Origin of the sequence: Streptodolium elevatio (genome assembly GCF_040649515.1) — a bacterium.
Taxonomy (GTDB): domain Bacteria; phylum Actinomycetota; class Actinomycetes; order Streptomycetales; family Streptomycetaceae; genus Yinghuangia; species Yinghuangia elevatio.
The window spans coordinates 13873-31492 of the sequence record NZ_JBEZFP010000111.1 but is presented as its reverse complement, the minus strand read 5'-3'; the positions used below and the strand labels follow the sequence as shown (position 1 = coordinate 31492).

11 protein-coding genes and 1 pseudogene are annotated in these 17620 nt (G+C 70.3%); 4 read left to right on the top strand and 8 right to left on the bottom strand.

Features of this window, described 5'->3' with window-relative positions:
- Window positions 1-91: 91 nt before the first annotated feature.
- The 7 genes from AB0C36_RS32090 to AB0C36_RS32060 form a co-directional block, all read right to left on the bottom strand.
- A complete protein-coding gene (locus AB0C36_RS32090; protein WP_358361028.1) occupies window positions 92-1183 on the bottom strand; it encodes an IS630 family transposase in 1092 nt (363 codons plus the stop codon).
- Between the two features lie 79 nt (window positions 1184-1262).
- Window positions 1263-2627 (bottom strand): ABC transporter ATP-binding protein, encoded by a 1365-nt coding sequence (locus AB0C36_RS32085; RefSeq protein WP_358361026.1) that lies wholly within the window; start codon window positions 2625-2627, stop codon window positions 1263-1265.
- Window positions 2611-3714 (bottom strand): ABC transporter ATP-binding protein, encoded by a 1104-nt coding sequence (locus AB0C36_RS32080; RefSeq protein ID WP_358361024.1) that lies wholly within the window; start codon window positions 3712-3714, stop codon window positions 2611-2613. Before AB0C36_RS32080 ends, AB0C36_RS32085 begins: the two co-directional genes overlap by 17 nt.
- Window positions 3711-4955 carry an ABC transporter permease gene (locus AB0C36_RS32075; protein WP_358361021.1) on the bottom strand — a complete coding sequence of 415 codons (1245 nt, stop codon included), beginning with the start codon at window positions 4953-4955 and terminating at the stop codon, window positions 3711-3713. The genes AB0C36_RS32080 and AB0C36_RS32075 overlap by 4 nt, the downstream gene beginning before the upstream one ends.
- Window positions 4955-5986, bottom strand: coding sequence for an ABC transporter permease (locus tag AB0C36_RS32070; RefSeq protein WP_358361018.1), 1032 nt, complete (start codon window positions 5984-5986; stop codon window positions 4955-4957). Before AB0C36_RS32070 ends, AB0C36_RS32075 begins: the two co-directional genes overlap by 1 nt.
- Before the next feature lie 111 nt (window positions 5987-6097).
- Window positions 6098-7702: an ABC transporter substrate-binding protein gene (locus AB0C36_RS32065; RefSeq protein WP_358361016.1), complete on the bottom strand. Its 1605-nt coding sequence runs from the start codon at window positions 7700-7702 to the stop codon at window positions 6098-6100.
- Between the two features lie 698 nt (window positions 7703-8400).
- Window positions 8401-10668, bottom strand: a complete 2268-nt coding sequence (locus tag AB0C36_RS32060) for a putative bifunctional diguanylate cyclase/phosphodiesterase (RefSeq protein WP_358361015.1) — start codon at window positions 10666-10668, stop codon at window positions 8401-8403.
- 438 nt (window positions 10669-11106) lie between these two features.
- Between AB0C36_RS32060 and AB0C36_RS32055 the strand changes: the two genes are divergently transcribed.
- The gene (locus AB0C36_RS32055) at window positions 11107-12096 is read left to right on the top strand and encodes an ADP-ribosylglycohydrolase family protein (RefSeq protein ID WP_358361014.1); all 990 of its coding nucleotides are present in this window, start codon (window positions 11107-11109) and stop codon (window positions 12094-12096) included.
- 140 nt (window positions 12097-12236) lie between these two features.
- Here the strand turns inward: AB0C36_RS32055 and lon are convergent, their stop codons facing one another.
- Window positions 12237-14642: an endopeptidase La gene (gene lon, locus AB0C36_RS32050; protein WP_358361010.1), complete on the bottom strand. Its 2406-nt coding sequence runs from the start codon at window positions 14640-14642 to the stop codon at window positions 12237-12239.
- Window positions 14643-14881: 239 nt separating this feature from the next.
- Between lon and AB0C36_RS32045 the strand changes: the two are divergent.
- The 3 genes and pseudogenes from AB0C36_RS32045 to AB0C36_RS32035 all read left to right on the top strand — a co-directional run.
- Window positions 14882-15150, top strand: a pseudogene (locus AB0C36_RS32045) (IS630 family transposase); the annotation flags it as partial.
- A 114-nt stretch (window positions 15151-15264) separates the two neighbouring features.
- Window positions 15265-16614, top strand: coding sequence for a hypothetical protein (locus tag AB0C36_RS32040; protein WP_358361007.1), 1350 nt, complete (start codon window positions 15265-15267; stop codon window positions 16612-16614).
- Window positions 16615-16939: 325 nt separating this feature from the next.
- Complete coding sequence (locus AB0C36_RS32035) at window positions 16940-17584, top strand: DNA alkylation repair protein (protein WP_358361031.1); 645 nt, start codon at window positions 16940-16942, stop codon at window positions 17582-17584.
- Window positions 17585-17620: the final 36 nt, after the last annotated feature.

Below are 17620 nucleotides of genomic sequence, written 5' to 3'. Positions count from 1 at the left end.
AGCTCGGCCTGGGTTTGGCCGGGCAAGGTCCGCAACGCGGCGAGCGTGCGTGCCACGGTTCGCGGGCCCGGCGAGAATTTGAAGACACGACCTAGTGTGATGGGTCTTTAATTCGCTTCAGATAGCCGGTGAGGCGTTCGAGGATCTCGTCGGCGGTCTTGACCCAGGTGAACGGCTTGGGGTTCTCGTTCCAGTGCTTGATCCAGGTGCGGATGTCGCGTTCGAGGGCTTGGACGTTCTTGTGGGCGCCGCGCCGCAGTTGGCGTTCGGTGAGCAGGCCGAACCAGCGCTCGACCTGGTTGAGCCAGGAGGAGTACGTGGGTGTGAAGTGCATGTGGAAGCGGGGGTGCGCGGCCAGCCACTTCTGTATTGCGGGGGTCTTGTGGGTGGCGTAGTTGTCGCAGATCAGGTGGACGTCGAGGCCGGCGGGGACCTCGTTGTCGATGCGGGCGAGGAACTTCTTGAACTCGGTCGCGCGGTGGCGGCGGTGGATCTGCCCGATGACCTGGCCGGTGGCGACGTTCAGCGCGGCGAACAGCGTGGTGGTGCCGCCGCGCGAGTAGTCGTGGGTGCGGCGTTCGGGCATGCCGGGCATCATCGGCAGCACCGGGGCCGAGCGGTCCAGGGCCTGGATCTGGGACTTCTCGTCCACGCACAGCACCAGGGCGTGTTCGGGCGGGGCGAGGTAGAGCCCGACGATGTCGCGAACCTTGTCGATGAACTGCGGGTCGGTGGACAGCTTGAAGGTGTCGGTCATGTGCGGTTTGAGGCCGAAGGTGCGCCAGATCCGCGCGACCGTCGACTGCGACAGGCCGACCTCGGCGGCCATCGACCGGGTCGACCAGTGCGTGGCGTCCCTCGGCGTGCTCTCCAACGTCCGCACGACCACGTCCTCGACCTGCGCGTCGGACACGGTGCGCGGCGCACCGGGCCGGGGCTCGTCGACCAGGCCCTCCAGCCGGTCGGCCGCGAACCGCCGGCGCCATTTGGCCACCGTCACCGGATGCACCGAAAGGTCCCTGCCCGCCTGCGTGTTCGACGCGCCACCAGCACACGCCAGCACGATCCGGCACCGCAGCGCGAGCGCCTGCGAGGACGTCGCCCGCCGCGCCCAGCGCAGCAACGTCTCGCGCTCATCCTCGGTGAGCACCACATCGACCGTCGGCCGTCCCATACGCGCCATGACGACAGCCTACTTCTATAGCTGACTAAAGACTCATCACACTAGGTCATGCCTTCCTGGAGAGTGCTCCTCTGATCCACTACTCGACGAGATGGCAGGCCACCGAGACGGGTGCCTCCGTGTTCGCGGTGGCGGCGACCACGCGCAGACGCGGGTCACTGGCCTCGGCGAAGGCGATGTACACCTTGCCGCCCCGGACTTCGCACTCCGTCACGCCGCGCCAGAAGGGGTCGTCGGCGGTCTTCTCGCGGACCCGCCTGAGCAGGTCCACGACCTGGGCGGCCGTCGTCTGCTTGGCCGGGGTGAGCAGGATCTGGCGCGGCCCGGCCACACCCAGCTCCTCCGGGCGGCCGAACATCGCCGACTCGGCGACCCGCGCGTCCTCGCCCGCGACCAGCCAGTGCCGTTCCAGGAGCGCCCCGAGATCGCGGGCCTCCCATCCACAGGAGGCCACGGCCACCGGGCAACGGGGGTGGAACGCGCAGCCCAGCGGCGGCAGGACCGCGTCCGGCACCTCGCCGCGCGGCAAGTTGCGCGGCACGCCCGCCTTTTCGGGGTCGGGGATCGCCCCCAGCAGCGCCTTGGTGTACGGGTGCCTCGGGTTCGCGAAGATCTCCGCGGTCGTGCCGATCTCGACGATCCGGCCCAGATACATGATGGCGATGCGGTCGCAGAAGAACTTGGCGCTGGCCAGGTCGTGGGTGACGTAGACGTACGTCAGGTCGAGATCGTTCTTGAGGTCGAGGAAGAGCTGCAGGATCTTGGCCCGCACGCTCATGTCGAGCATCGAGATCGGCTCGTCGGCGACGAGGAGTTCGGGCCCGGCGATGATGGCCCGGGCCATGACCGCCCGCTGCTTCTGACCACCCGACAGGTCGGACGGGTACTTGTCCATGAACAGCTCGGCCGGGCTGAGCCCCACGCGCTCCAGGGTCTCGGCGACCTTGCGCCGCCGCTCCTCCCGGTCGGTGACGAGCCGGTGGACGAGCAGCGGGTGCCCGACCGCGGTCGCGATGTCCATCGTCGGATTGAGGGACGCGTGCGGGTCCTGGAAAATCATCTGCAACCGGCGGCGCATCGGCCGGAGTTGGGACTCCTTGAGGGTCGCGAGGTCGCGGCCCCGGTAGCGGATGCTGCCGCCGGTCGCCCGGTTGAGGCCGAGCAGGGTGCGCCCCAGGGTCGTCTTGCCGGATCCGGACTCGCCCACCAGGCCCAGGACTTCGCCCTTGCGGAGGGTGAAGGAGACACCGTCGACCGCCTTGACGGCCGCCGCCCCGCGCTGGAACAGGCCGCCGCGCAGCGGGAAGTGCACCTTCAGGCCGGTGACTTCGACAAGGGTTTCACCCCGGTTGCTGTCCAGAGTTCCGCCCGGCCCGCCGCTCGGTGCGGCGGCGGGGGAATCGGCGGTGGGAGCCGCCTTTCGCATGTCAGGCTTCGTCGGCAAGGCTGATCTCCTCGGCCTCGAGCGGACGGCGTCCCTCCGCGGTGGTCATGTCGGGCACCGGGAGCCAGCAGGTCGTCCGGCTGCCGGAGGGCAGCGTGACCTCGGGCGGCGGCTCCTGGGGGCACACCCGCATCGCCTTGGGGCAGCGCGGATGGAACCGGCAGCCCGTCGGCGGGTTCGCGAGGTCCGGCGGCGAGCCGGGGATGAAGTGCAGCCCCGTGGTGCCGAGCGAGATCGTGGAGCGCATCAGTTCCTGCGTGTACGGGTGCTGCGGGTTGGCGAACACCTCGCGGGCGTCGCCCTGTTCGACGATGTGGCCGGCGTACATCACCGCGACCCGGTCGCACGCCTCGGCGACGATGCCGAGGTTGTGGGTGATGAGGACGAGCGCGGTGTCGAAGTTGCGGCGCAGGTCGGCGAGGATCTGGATGATCTGCGCCTCGACGAGGACATCGAGGGCCGTGGTCGGTTCGTCGGCCACCACGAAGGCCGGGCGCAGCACGAGCGCGAGCGCGATCATGATGCGCTGCCGCATGCCGCCGGAGAACTCGTGCGGGTAGGACTCGTAGCGGCTCGCCGGGATGCCCATGCCGCGCAGCGACTCCAGTGCCCTGTCCCGCACTTGGGCCTTGGTGAGTTCGCGGTTGTGGGTGCGCAGCGCCTCCTCGAAGTGCTCGGAGACACGCATCAGCGGGTTGAGCCGGGTCATGGGCTCCTGGAAGATCAGCCCGAGTTCCGGGCCGCGCAGGCGTTGGAGCTCGCGCGGCGGCATGCCGACCAGGTTCCGGCCGCCGAACCGCACTTCGCCGTCGACGGCGGTGCCGGGCGGCAGCAGTCCGAGGACGCCGCGGCCGAGCGTCGACTTGCCGCAGCCGGATTCGCCGACCAGGCCCAGGGTTTCGCCGGGGCGTACGTCGAACGAGACGCCGTCCACGGCGGTGACGGGGCCGCGCTCGCTGCCGTACCAGACGCGCAGGTCACGCGCGGACAGGACGGGCGCGGCGAGGTCTCCGGCCGGGCCGGGGCCCGGGGCGGACGGCGGCGCGGCGTCCCGGGACGCACCCTTTTCGGTGTCTGCGGAGGTCACTTGGTCTCCTCCCCTGTCTCGGCTCGATCGTCGGCCTCGGCTTGCGCTGCGGCCTCGGGTTGCGCTGCGGCTTCGAGTTGCGCTGCGGCTGTGGCTGCGGCCTGTTCCTCGGCCTTGGTTCGTCCCGTGGCTTCGGCTTGCTCTTTGGCCCCGGCTTGTTTCGGTACACCCACGTCGGCGGCCGGGCCGTCGCCCTCGTCCGGGCCCGCGTTCGCGTCGCGCGGTCCGCCCGCGAGCGTGACCGTCGCGCGCGGCTTGGTGATCGGCGGGATCACGACCGGGCGGATCCGCCGCTTGCGCATCGACGGGTTCATGACGTCGTTCAGGCCCTCGCCGACCAGGGTGAAGCCGAGGATGGCCAACACGATGGCGATACCCGGGAATGTGGCGGTCCACCACATGTCGGCGCCGAGGTCCGGGATCGCGCGCTGGAGGTCGTACCCCCACTCCGCGGCCTCGGTCGGCTGGATGCCGAAGCCGAGGAACCCGAGTCCGGCGAGAGTGGCGATGGCGTCGGCGGCGTTCAGCGTCGTGATGACCGGCACCGACTGGATGACGTTGGAGAACACGTACTTGCTGATGATGGTGCGCGGCTTTGCGCCCATCGCGCGGGCGGCCTCGACGTACGTCGCCTCGCGCGCCGACAGCGTCGACGCGCGCACGACGCGGAAGTACTGCGGTATGTACACCACCGTGATGGCGAGCGCCGCCGTGACGACGCCCCCGCCGGGGACGTCGGAGAACATGAACGCGGCCACGATGGCCAGCAGCAGGTACGGGAACGCGAAGAGCGTGTCCATGACCAGCACGAGGATGCGGTCGAGCCAGCCGCCGAAGTAGCCGGAGAGCAGGCCGAGCAGGACGCCGACGAAGAGCGAGAACGCGACGGCGTACACCATGACTTCGAGTGCCGTGCGGGCTCCCCAGACGACGCGCGAGAGCACGTCGAAGTTCTGCACGGTGGTGCCGAACGGGTGGTCGCCGCCCGGTGATTGCTGCTTGGGGAAGCGTTCGCCGCCGGATTCGTAGCTGTCGTGGCCGTACGGCGCGATCCACGGGGCGAAGACCGCGATCACCACGAACATGCCGGTGATGGCGAGCCCGGACCACAGCATGAACCGGGCGAGGCCCTGGGCTTCGCGGATGGGCGCGAGGACGCGGCGCACGCCGTGCGAGGACCGCCTGGGCGGTTCGACCTCGTCGGCGAGCGGCGCGACGAGTTCGGTGGGGAGATTGGCCATCAGTACCGCACCCTCGGGTCGATCAGCGCGTTGATGATGTCGATGAGCATGCTGATCACCACGACCACGAGGGCGATGAAGGTGACGATGCCCTGCACCGCGACGTAGTCGCGGCTGTTGAGGAACTCGATGAGCTGCTTGCCGAGTCCGGGCCAGTTGAAGGTCTTCTCGGTGAGCACCGATCCGCCGAGCAGCAGCGCGACCTGCAGGCCGATCACGGTCACGACCGGTACCAGCGCGTTGCGGAAGCCGTGCTTGGTGACGACGTCGCGTTCGCGGATGCCGCGGGCGCGCGCCGCCTCGACGTAGTCGCCGCGCAGCGTCTGGATGAGGTTGATGCGGACCATGCGGATGAACACGCCGACGATCAGCAGGCCGAGGGTGCAGGCCGGCAGGATCAGGTGCCACAGGACGTTGAAGACGACTTCCCAGTCGTTCACCCAGATCGCGTCGAGGATGAGGATGTGGGTGGTGGCCGGGATGTCGTTCGCGATGAGCGGGTCGGTCTGGCCGTCGAGCGGCAGCCAGCCCAGTTTGGTCGCGAAGAGCTGCTGGGCGAGCAGGCCGACCACGAACACCGGTGCGGCGTACGTGATGATGCCGAACAGCCTTGCGAAGACGTCGAATCCGCTGTCCCGGAAGCGTCCCGCGAGCAGGCCGACGGGGATGCCGATCACCAGCGCGAACAGCAGGGCGCCGGTGGCCAGGGTGACGGTGGCGCCGCCCTTGTCGAGGATGACGTCGCCGACGTCCTGGTTCGTGGAGATGGACTTGCCGAAGTCGAGCCGCACGACGTCGGCGAGGTACGTGCCGTACTGCTCGATGAGCGGCTTGTCGTAGCCGGCCGCGTGCCGCAGCTCCGCGATCTTCTCGTCGGACAGCTTCGCGCCGCCCGCAGATGCGCTGATGGGGTCGCCGGGGGCCACCCTGAGCATCACGAAGACCAGGGTGAGCAGGACGAAGATCATCGGGATGGCGAGCAGCACGCGCATCGCTATGTACCGGCTCAGCGACCCGGATTTCTGACTCATGTGTCGGACTTCCTCGTGGGCGCGACGCGGGGGCGTCGTACGGATCGGTCTCCCGGCGGCGGGAGTTCCGTCCGGCCGACGCCCCCTCGTGCGGAGCTACAGCGCTGCCTGCTACTGCTTGCCGATCATCCAGAACCTGACGATGTACGACGGGTCGAGCGTCTCCTTGACGCCGGTGACACCGGTACGCGCGGCCGCGATCTGCTTGCCCTGCCACATCGGCAGCACCGGGACGTCCTCGGCGGTCTGCTTCTGGATGTCCGCGAACGTCGGCTCGGCGGCCTTGCGGTCGGTCTGCCCCTGGGACTTGGTGACCAGGTCGTTGACCGCGGGGTTGTCGTAGTTGTTCTTGAAGTAGCCGCCCTTGTAGAGGAACGGCGCGGTGTAGTTGTCCGGGTCCGGGAAGTCCGGGAACCAGCCGAGGCCGAAGGCGGCGAACTTACCCGCCTTGTAGTCGGTCTGGTACTGCTGCCACTCGGTGGACTGGAGGTCCACCTTGAACAGCCCGCTTGCCTCCAACTGCCGCTTGATCTCGACGTATTCGTCGGCGGTGACGGCGCCGTAGCGGGTCGGCGTGTACCAGAGCGTGATGTTCACCGGCTGGGTGATGCCGGCGGCGTCCAGGAACGCCTTGGCCTTGGCCTTGTCGGGGGCGCCGTACTTGTCCTTGAACGCGTCGGTGTGCGCCTGCACGCCGTTCGGGATCATCGAGTACGTCGGGGTGACGGTGTCGTTGTAGACGTTCTTGGCGATCGCCTCGCGGTCGACGACCTGGGCGATGGCCTGCCGGACCGCCTTCTGGTCGGCGGGCGCGGTGGTGACGTTGAACGTCATGTAGCGAAGTTCGGTGCCCTCGCCGTCGATGACCTGGTAGCCCCCGCCGGAGGCCTTGCCGCGCAGGTCGGCGACGTCGGTGGGGGTGAGCCCGCGGAAGGCGACGTCGACGTCGCCCTTCTGGACGGCCTGCTTCAGCGTCGACGCCTCGGCGTAGTAGCGCATGACGAACTTGCCGTTCGCCGCCTTCGCGTCGCCCTTGTACGAGGCGTTGACCGAGAAGGCGGCCTCCTCGTCGGGCTTGAAGTTGTCGAGCTTGTAGGGCCCGGAGCCGACCAGCACGTTGTCCTCGCGGAGCTTGTCCGCCGGGTACTTCTCGTCGGACGGCACGATCATGCCGACGCCGGTGGTGAGCTTGTGCGGGAGGGTCGCGTCCTCGGTCTTGAGGGTGAAGACGACCGTCTTCGGGTCGGGTGCGTCGGTCTTCTCCAGCGACTCCAGAAGGCTCGAAGGCCCTTCGGGGTCCGCGATCTTCATCATGCGGTCGAACGAGAACTTGACGTCCTCGGAGGTGAGCGGGGTCCCGTTGGAGAAGGTCAGCCCGTCCTTGAGGGTGCAGGTGTAGACCTTCGGGTTCGTCCACTCGCACTTCTGCGCGGCGTCCGGTGTCGGGGTGGTGCTCCCCGCGGGCAGGCTCAGCAGCGTCTGGAAGGTGTTCCAGTAGATCGTCCACGACGGCAGGTCGTACGCGCCCGCCGGGTCGAGGGAGGTCACCTTGCTGTCGGTGGTGCCGAGGATCACCGTCGCGCCCGTGTTGGGGGATCCGCCGCTCGGACCGCCCGGCTGGCTGTTGTCCTTCTTCTTCTCACCGCAAGCCGCGAGTGAGCTCGCCGCTATGACGCTGACCGCGACCGCGGCTATTACCCGCTTCGTACGTGCCATGGATGAAGTCCCTCTGCCCAGGCGCCGCATGCTGGACATCCGGCGCTGCCTGGGCCGGAACCATAGTGGTCCAGGCCTCAGGAAAGAGGACGACGGTTGGTCTCATAAAGGTCACGGGAAGGACACGGTCTCCTGCTTCGCGCGTAGACGTGCCGCATCAACCGGCGGGTCGGCAAGACATATCGGAAGTTGACCATGGAAATGCAGGAAGATTTCCAGTGTCGACATGGCGCTGAAACTTTCCCCCGAATCGGCACAGTCGTCCGCAGCACATGGCACCAAAAGGGACATCAGTGAGCATCAACCACCTTATGGGCGGCCGGTTTTCGCCCGTCCAAAGGGTTGAATTCCTGCCCACCGGACATCAAACTCCGTTCAACGGATCTTGAGCGGACGGGTCCGAACCCTCGACGCCGGGCGCCGCCGAGGGTCTCGGTCGTGCGCGAAAGACGAGGTCAGAGGGGTGGGGTGCGGGCGGAACGAGCCGCGGCGCGCCCGCGCGTCGGCAACCCGCGGGCGTGCTGAGGCCATCGGGGTGAGTCCCCTGGTCGGGTGGGTCGGGTCCGGTCCCGGCGGCGAGTCCGGTCCCGCCGGTGTGTCGGGGCCCACCGTCGGATCGGGTCCCGCGACGAATCCGGTCCCGCCGGCGAGTCCGGTACCGGCGGCGAGTCCGGTCCCGGCGGCGCGACTTCGGCGGATCAGCCCACGCGCGGCACGCCGTCCAGGAGGGTCGCGATGCGGTCCGGCGGGCCGGGGCGCGAGAAGTACCAGCCCTGCCCCGCGTCACACCCGATGGCCCGCAACCGCTCCGCCTGCGCGGCCGTCTCGATGCCCTCCGCGGTGACCGTCAGGCCCAGCGCGTGGGCGAGTTCGACCAGGGAGGCGACGATGCGCGCGTCGACCGGGTCGGCGTCGCCCGGCGTACGCAGCCCTTCGACGAACGAGCCGGCGATCTTGAGCTCGCACACCGGGAGCCTGCGCAGGTACGCCAGGTTGGAGTACCCCGTGCCGAAGTCGTCGATGGCGATGCGCACGCCCATCGCGGCGAGTTCGCGCAGGCGTTCCAGCGGGCCGCCGTCGGTCGCCATGATCTGCGACTCGGTCAGCTCGAACTGCAGGCGCTGCGGCTCGAGTCCGGTCTCGGCGAGGACGCGCTCGACCTGGCGTACCAACCCCGGCTCGTGGCACTGGCGTTCGGCCAGGTTCACGCTGATGAACGGGGCAGGGTCGGGGAGTTGGGCGCCGAGGTCCGCCGAGCCCGTGCGGCCGTTCGTCCCGAGGTCGCTCCAGCGGCGGGCCTCGCGGCACGCGCGCTCCAGGACGTACATGCCCAGCGGCACGATCAGGCCGGTCTCCTCGGCGAGGCCGATGAAGCGGTCCGGGCCGATCAGCCCCTGCCGGGGGTGCCGCCAGCGCACCAGCGCCTCGACGCCGAGCACCGAGCCGTCGGACAGCGACACGAGCGGCTGGTAGTCGACGTCGAACTCGCCGTGCTGCAAGGCCGCCGGCATTTCGGCGGACAGCGTGTAGCGGGCCACCTCGCGGTCATTGCGCTCGGTGTCGAACACCGTCCAGCGGCCCCGGCCCTCGGACTTCGCCCAGTAGAGCGTGATGTCGGCGGCGCGCATCGTGTCGGCCGGGCCGGTGCCGGCCACCGGGCGCTCCACGATGCCGATCGACGCACTGACAGACAGGTCGTGGCCGCGGATGCGGAACGGCTCGCGCAGTGCCGCGAGGATGCCCTCGGCCAGCGCGACGACCTGGCCGGTGCCCGCCGAGTGCTCGACCAGTACGACGAATTCGTCGCCGCCCATGCGGGCCATCAGGTGCCCGGCGCGGGCGACGTACGCGTCGAGCCGCCGCGCCACCGCGATCAGCAGCTGGTCGCCGACGTCGTGGCCCAGGCTGTCGTTGACGACCTTGAAGCCGTCCAGGTCCAGGTAGCACAGGCCGACGCGGTCGGCGGTGCCCGGCCCGGCGAAGAGCGCCTCCAACCGCTCGAAGAACAGCGCCCGGTTCGGCATGCCGGTCAGCGGGTCGTGCTGCGCCTGGTGGCGCAGCCGGGTGTAGAGGCGGTGCCGGTCGGTGACGTCCTGCATCATCGCCACCTGGTACTGCGGCGAGCCAGCCGCGTCGCGTACGAGTGACACGGTCAGGTGGGTCCACAGCGGCTCGCCGTCGGCGCGCAGGTACTGCTTCTCGGTGGAGAAGTGCTCGCGCTCGCCGCGGACCAGCTCGTCGTACCACTGCCGGATGTGCGGCGGGTCGTCCGCGAACATGAAGGCGCGCATCGGGCGCCCGGCCAGGTCGGCCCGGGCGACCCCGAACATCTGCGCGAGGGCGGGGTTGACGTCCAGCACGACGCCGTCGATGCCGCCGATCGCGATGCCCAGCCCCGACTGCTCGAACACCGCGCGGAAGCGGGCCTCGCTGCTGTGCAGCGCCTGCTCGGTCAGCTCGCGCGCGTCCAGGACCGCGGAGTGCACGGCCTGTTGCTCGGCGAGGGTGCGCGCGCGCAGCGCCTCCGCATATCCGGCGGCCAGCGCGCCCTGGAGCTGGATGACCCGCAGCAGGTAGTCGTCGGGGTCGCGGCGCTCGGTGAAGGCGCGCTCGCGCAGCCGCGGCCACCAGTGCCCGACCAGCGCGAAGGTGCGCTCCAGCAGTCCGGCGCCGGTGAAGTGCGCGGCGACCAGTTCCTCGCCGACCGCACGCGCTTCGGTGGCGTGGAAGGGGTCGGTGTCCAGGGCGTCGCCCAGGCGCCGGGTGAGCTCGCGCAGTCGGCCGTACATCGCGTCGGCGGGCAGCGGCACGCAGCCGGTGGCCTCGACCGTCTTGGCCCACTGCCGGGCGAACTCGCCGGGTGCGTCGGCCTCGTCGGGGGCCTGGTCGCGGACGGTGCCGGGGGTGCCGAGGCCCGCCGCCACACCGGCGGCGCCCGGTGAGGCGTCGTCGGCGCGCGAACTCATGTAGGTGTCCCCGCTTCCGCGGACACGAGCGGGCTCGGGCAGGACGTGCGGCGGGCGGAGGGGGGCGGAGCGGCGGAGGTCGGGCTCGCGGAGGCCGGGTTCGCGGAGGACGCGGTGGCACAAGCCACGAGGGCGGAGGGCACGAGGGCGGAGGGCACGAGGGCAGGGGGCATGGTGGCGGGGGGCAGAGCACGGGCGGGCCCGGCGGTGGCGGGCCGGGCATGGTCGCGCGGCAGGTGCATGAGGGCGTCCCTTAGGCGGTACTCGGTCTGGTCGTCTTCCTCAGGCGCCCATGAAGGTCGCTCCACGATTCCCCCGCCTTTCGGTCGAACGGTCGATCCGCCGGCGCCGCGTGCCCCGCACCGCCGGATGCGATGATCATGGACTTGCCACCCGCTGATCCGCTAATCCGGTTGACCCACGCGCGATGAGTGACGTGTGATCACCGTCGACGGTATCCGCCGGGACGCCGAAACGTCTCGCACTCCGCTGCGGCGCGAGGAGCATCACTCCTGCGAGGGACACCAGATGGCGGTCGTCCACGACGATTTGGGGGTTGCGGCCTTGTTGCTCGAACTGGCGATCGGAGATGCGTACGGTGCGGGGTTCGAGTACGCACCACCGGAGTTCGTGCGCCGGGGGAACACTCTCACGGCGTACGCGCGGCATCCGACGCACACCGACATACGCCCGGGTATGTACACCGACGACGCGCAGATGAGCATCGCCGTCGCCGAGTGGCTCCTCGACGGGGAGCCCACGCGCGAGGACTTGGCCGAGCGGTTCGTCCGCGCGTACCACCGCGACGAGCGCGCCGGGTACGCCTCCGGGTTCCGCTCGGTGCTCGACCGCGTGTGGAGCGGCCGGGAGTTGCTCGACACGCTGCGTCCCGGCAGCGACAAGAGCGGCGCCGCGATGCGGGCGGGGGTCATCGGGCTGCTGCCGTCGCTCGACGACGTCGAGCGCCTCACCACGCTCCAGGCGAAGATCACGCACGACTCGCCGGGCGGCATCGCGGCGGCTCTGGGTGCGGCGTACGCGGTGCACTACTGCCGGTACGGCCTCGGTCCGGTGGCGCGGCTGCCGCGCTGGCTCGCGGAGAACGCGCCGGAGCCGGAGGGGTACGGCCGCTGGACCGAGGCGTGGCGGGGGAAGGTGCGGTCGCCCGGCATGCACAGCGCGCGGGCGGCGGTGACGGCGCTGGCTGCGCACACGACGACGAGCGGGCTGCTGCGGGCGTGCGTCGCGTACACCGGCGACGTCGACACGGTGGCGACGATCGCGCTGGCGGCTGCGTCCGTGTCCGGGGAGTACCGGGACGACCTGCCGGAGGTGCTGGTGAACACGCTGGAGGACGGCGAGTTCGGGCGCGGCTACCTCGTAGCGCTCGACACCCGTTTGGACGAACGCTGGGGTCTGCGCGGCTGAGGCGCGTCCCCGGACAGACGAAGGCCCCGCCAGGACGGCCGGTGCAACGGCCGCCCCGACGGGGCCTGTTCCTGTCCTGCCCGGGCCGCGTGCCTACTGCCCGGGCACCCGCCCGCGGCTGGCGCCGCGGCGGTACCGGGTCACGCCGCGGCGACCCGCTGCCGCGTCTCGGCCGGCTCCAGGGCCAGGTCGAGCACCTCGCGTACGTCCGACACCGCGTGGATGGTCAGCTGCTCGCGGACCGCCTCGGGGATGTCGTCGAGGTCGGGCTCGTTGCGCTTCGGCACCAGGATCGTGGTGATCCCGGCCCGGTGCGCCGCGAGCGCCTTCTGCTTGACCCCGCCGATGGGCAGCACGCGCCCGGTCAGCGACACCTCGCCGGTCATCGCGACGTCCGACCGCACCGGACGCCCGGTCAGGAGCGACACCAGCGCCGTGGTCATCGTGACGCCCGCACTCGGCCCGTCCTTCGGGACCGCGCCGGCGGGCACGTGGATGTGCACGCCGCGGTCCTTCAGGTCCCCGACCGGCAGCTCCAGCTCGACACCGCGCGCCCGCAGGTACGACAGCGCGATCTGCGCCGACTCCTTCATCACGTCGCCCAGTTGCCCGGTGAGCGTGACGCCGGACGCCCCGGTCTCCGGATCGGCCAACGACGCCTCGATGTAGAGGACGTCGCCGCCCGCACCGGTCACCGCGAGCCCGGTGGCGACCCCGGGCACCGCCGTACGCTGCTCCTCCTTCGCGAGCGATGCCTCCGGCGTGTGCCGCGGCCGGCCGATGAAGTCGACCAGGTCGGTCGGCCCGACCTCGACCGGCAGTTCGATGCCGTCGTCCAGCGCCTGCTTCGCGGCGATCTTGCGCAGCACGCGGGCGATCGCCCGTTCGAGCGTACGCACGCCCGCCTCGCGGGTGTACTCGCCGGCCAGCAGCCGCAGCGCGTCCTCGGTGAACACCACCTCGGACGCGTCCAGTCCGGCCTTGTCGAGCTGACGCGGGATCAGGTGGTCACGTGCGATGGTGACCTTCTCGTCCTCCGTGTAGCCGTCGAGGCGGACCAGCTCCATCCGGTCGAGCAGCGGCTCGGGGATGGCCTCCAGGACGTTGGCCGTGGCGAGGAACACCACGTCCGACAGGTCGAGTTCGACCTCCAGGTAGTGGTCGCGGAACGTGTGGTTCTGCGCCGGGTCCAGCACCTCGAGCAGCGCCGCCGTCGGGTCGCCGCGGTAGTCCGAGCCGACCTTGTCGATCTCGTCGAGCAGCACGACCGGGTTCATGCTCCCGGCCTCCTTGACGGCGCGCACGATGCGGCCGGGCAGCGCGCCGACGTACGTACGCCGGTGACCGCGGATCTCCGCCTCGTCCCGGACGCCGCCGAGCGCAACGCGCACGAAGCTGCGCCCCATGGCCCGGGCGACGGACTCGCCGAGCGAGGTCTTGCCGACGCCGGGCGGGCCGACGAGGGCCAGGACCGCGCCGCTGCGCCGTCCGCCGATGACGCCCAGGCCGCGCTCCTCGCGGCGCTTGCGTACCGCCAGGTACTCGACGATGCGCTCCTTCACGTCGTCGAGGCCGGCGTGGTCGGCGTCGAGCACGTCGCGGGCGCCGGCGATGTCGTACGCGTCCTCGGTCCGCTCGTTCCACGGGATCTCCAGGACCGTGTCCAGCCAGGTCCGGATCCAGCCGCTCTCCGGCGACGCGTCCGAGGCGTGCTCCAGCTTGTCGACCTCCTTGAGGGCGGCCTGCAGCACCTTCTCCGGCAGGTCCGCGGCCTCGACCCGGGCGCGGTAGTCCTCCTCCTCGCTGCCGGGCGTGCCGTTCAGCTCGCCCAGCTCCTTGCGGATCGCGGCGAGCTGCTGCTTGAGCAGGAACTCGCGCTGCGTCTTCTCCATGCCCTCCTGGACGTCCTTGCGGATGGTCTCCGCGACGTCCAGCTCGGCCAGGTGGTCGCGGGTCCAGCCGACGACCTTCTCCAGCCGCTCGGTCAGGTCGGTGGTCTGCAGCAGCTCGATCTTCTGCGCCTGCGACAGGTACGGGGCGTAGCCCGCGTTGTCGGACAGCTCGCTCGGGTCCTCGATCTGCTGGACGAAGTCGACGACCTGCCAGGCGCCGCGCTTGCCGAGAATCGTGGTGACCAGCGCCCGGTACTCACGCGCCAGCTCCTCCGCCCGCTCGTCGGCCCGGCCCTCGTCGACGACGGTGGCCTCGACCCACAGCGCGGCCCCGGGCCCGGTCGTACCGGTCCCGATCCGCACCCGCGCGGTGCCACGCACCACGACCGCGGACTCACCGCTCGGCAGGCGGCCGATCTGCTCGACCACCCCGAGGGTGCCGATCGCCGGGTAGTGCCCCTCGTCGCGCGGCACCAGCAGCACGCGCGCCTTGCCCTTGCCGGCCCTTATCCCCGGCAGTGCCCGCGCGGCGTCCACCGCGGCGCGGGTCTCGGTGTCGTCCAGCTCCAGCGGCACCGCCATGCCCGGCAGCACCACGATGTCGTCGAGGGGCAGCACCGGAAGGGTCAGGATGCCGGAGGTCGTGTCGCTCATGGTGGCTCCCCTGGGAGTCGGTTCCGTTCAGTACGTTGCGCTGACCTGACTCAAGAATGAAGAGCCCCCATTCATTCCCACCCCCACCCCCGATCGCCCACAGCGAACAAACCCCTCCCGACCGTGTGCAGCCTCGCGACGGGAAAAATCCGCGCGGCCGTCCGTTCGGCGGCCTAAAGTCGCGGGATGCCTCTGCGCCAGTACGTCTACTTCGCGCTCAGCAGCAAACGCACCTCGCGCACCCGAGGTTCCACCCGCACTTCACCCCGACCGGCTCGTCCTGGCTCAACCTCGTCGAACGCCGGTTCGCCGAACTGACCAACAGCGCATACGCCGCGGCGTCGACAAGTCCGTCCAAGACCTCGAGAAGGACATCCGCACCTGGGTCGCCGTATGGAACGACGACCCGAAACCCTTCGTCTGGACCAAAACCGCCGACCAGATCCTCGAATCCCTCGCCAACTACTGCCAACGAATTGACGACTCACGACACTGGCCGCCGCGATGATGTTGCTGCTGTCGTCGCACGTCAGGCGGTACCGTGCTCGATCCGAGCGCTTTGCCGCGTGATCCGCCGGAATGACGCTCTTCTCGTCGTCGTGCGGGTACCGGGGGTGCGAGCGTGGCGTCTGATGCCGGGAGCGGTGGTGACGGGCGTCCATGGAAGGACAGACCCGCCGAGCCGCCGAGCGCGCCGGACACGAGGCCGTGGTTCTCCGGCTCCCCCGAGCGCGGAGTCGCCTTCGCCCAGGCCTCCGGCGGGACTTGGCTCACCGACCTGCGCGACGCCACATCTGTGGGTCGGGTGGAGAACACCCTGCGGGTCTCCCTGCAAGCCGCGCTGAACCGCAGGGTCCACGTGGACCTGACGACCGTCCCGGCCGATCTGCTGAGCGCCAAGGAACTCGCCGTCTCACTGATCGCGCTCGCGCGCGGGCATCCGGAGGCGGAGTTGGCGGCGGTGGTCATCGAGAACTTCCGACGGCACGAGGCTCATGTCCACGCCGAGGTGGTGGGCCGCCGCGAAGGCACCGTGATCCGCTACAACCCCAACACCTTCGGCGAGGGCAACCGGGGGAACCTCATCTTCGACGTGTTGAACGGCGCCAACAGGCACATCAACCCGATCGGCACCGCCGCAGGATCGATCACCGTGCACGAGTGGGGCCACGTTCTGGACTACACCCACGACTACAGGTCCGGCATCCAGCGTGACAACGCCAACCCCGAGCCGCCGCGCCAACTGTGGGCGCGCGGCAAGGGATTGCGGGGGCGGAGCCTGGACGACGAGGTGGGCAAGGCTTCCGGCGTCGGCCACGTCCAGGCGCGCGTGGCGCGGTTCAAGGACCACCGCAATCCCCGCCTCCGGTTCAAGGACAAGCCCTTCGTGACGCACCAACTCGATTTCGAGCAGGACAACAAGCACTGGGGCGTCACGTACTGGAAGATCAAGGAGCAGGTGAGCCGGTACGCGCTCAAGTCGCGGTGGGAGATGGTCGGCGAGGCGTACGCCGACGTGACGCTCAGCGACCGTCCGCGGGGCATAAACAGGGTGGTGCATCAACGGTTGATGCGCGCACTGGGCCACGGACAGGATCACCGTGTCGCCGGACTCGCCGACATGGTCTCCACCGTGCAGGCAGGGTTCTCCGAGAACGAGTTCTTCGGCGGTCCGGACATCCTGCCCCAAACACGGGACCGCTGGCGCACATTCGTCGCCGACCGACGTGCGGCCGATCGGGGGCAGTCAGGCCGGGGACAGTCCGGCCGGGGCGCAGACTCGTCAGGGCGCGACGGCCCGGGCCGACCGCGGGGCCCGGACTCGTCGACAGCCCTGTCCTCGGCCGGTACGGGCGCCCCCCGCGTCTCCGAACCCCGCAAGCGCCCGTCCGCACTACCCGAGCCAGGCGGCGGGATCCGCCGCCGCATCTCACGGGGCCTCGGCCTCAAACGCGGCCTGGGGAAGGACTAGTGGTGCTTTGTTAGGTGCCGGCGCTGCGGCGGTTGCCTTCACCGGGGCGCGCATGGCCGCCAGTCGGCGGTGCGGGTGGCACATTCGGGCCAGGCTGGAAGTCGACAGCCGCGGGGCTCCGCTGCGGAGCCCCGGCAGCTGTCCCGGCGAACTGCCTCACCAAGTGCAGGTAGCTCGGCAGGCCGATCGTCGCCGGCGGCACGCGGTTCACCGCGGCTCGACAGGCCGGTGTCGCCTGGGTCCGTACGCCGATGTCCGGTCGTACGCTGGCTCCGAGGGGCGAAGGACGGAGGGCGTGGTGGTCGGGACGACGGTGACTCAGGTCATGGACGAGCTTGCGGCGCTGGAGGATCCGAAGGCTCGCGCGGTCAACGAGAAGCACGGCGACGACCACGGGGTGAACCTCGGCAAGCTGCGGGCGGTCGCGAAGCGGCTCAAGACGCAGCAGGACCTCGCGCGCGAACTCTGGGCCACGGGCGACACCGCGGCGCGGCTCCTGGCACTGCTGGTCTGCCGCCCGAAGGCGTTCGACCGCGCGGAACTGGACACCATGCTGCGCGACGCGCGTACCCCCAAGGTGCACGACTGGCTCGTGAACTACGTGGTGAAGAAGAGCACGCACGCCGAGGAGCTGCGGCTCGCCTGGCTCGCCGATCCGGACCCCGTGGTCGCGAGCGCCGGATGGGCGCTCACCACCGAGCGGGCGGCGAAGAAGCCCGAGGGCCTCGACCTCGACGGCCTGCTGGACGTCATCGAGGCGGACATGAAGGACGCCCCGGACCGCCTCCAGTGGGCGATGAACCACTGCCTCGCGCAGATCGGCATCGACCACCCCGGGCACCGCCCCCGCGCTCTCGCCATCGGCGAACGCCTGGAGGTGTTGAAGGACTACCCCACGCCCCCGAACTGCACGTCCCCGTACGCCCCGACCTGGATCACCGAGATCGTCCGCCGCCGCGAGAGCGCCTAGGGAGTGTCTTCAAATTCTCGCCGGGCCCGCGAATTT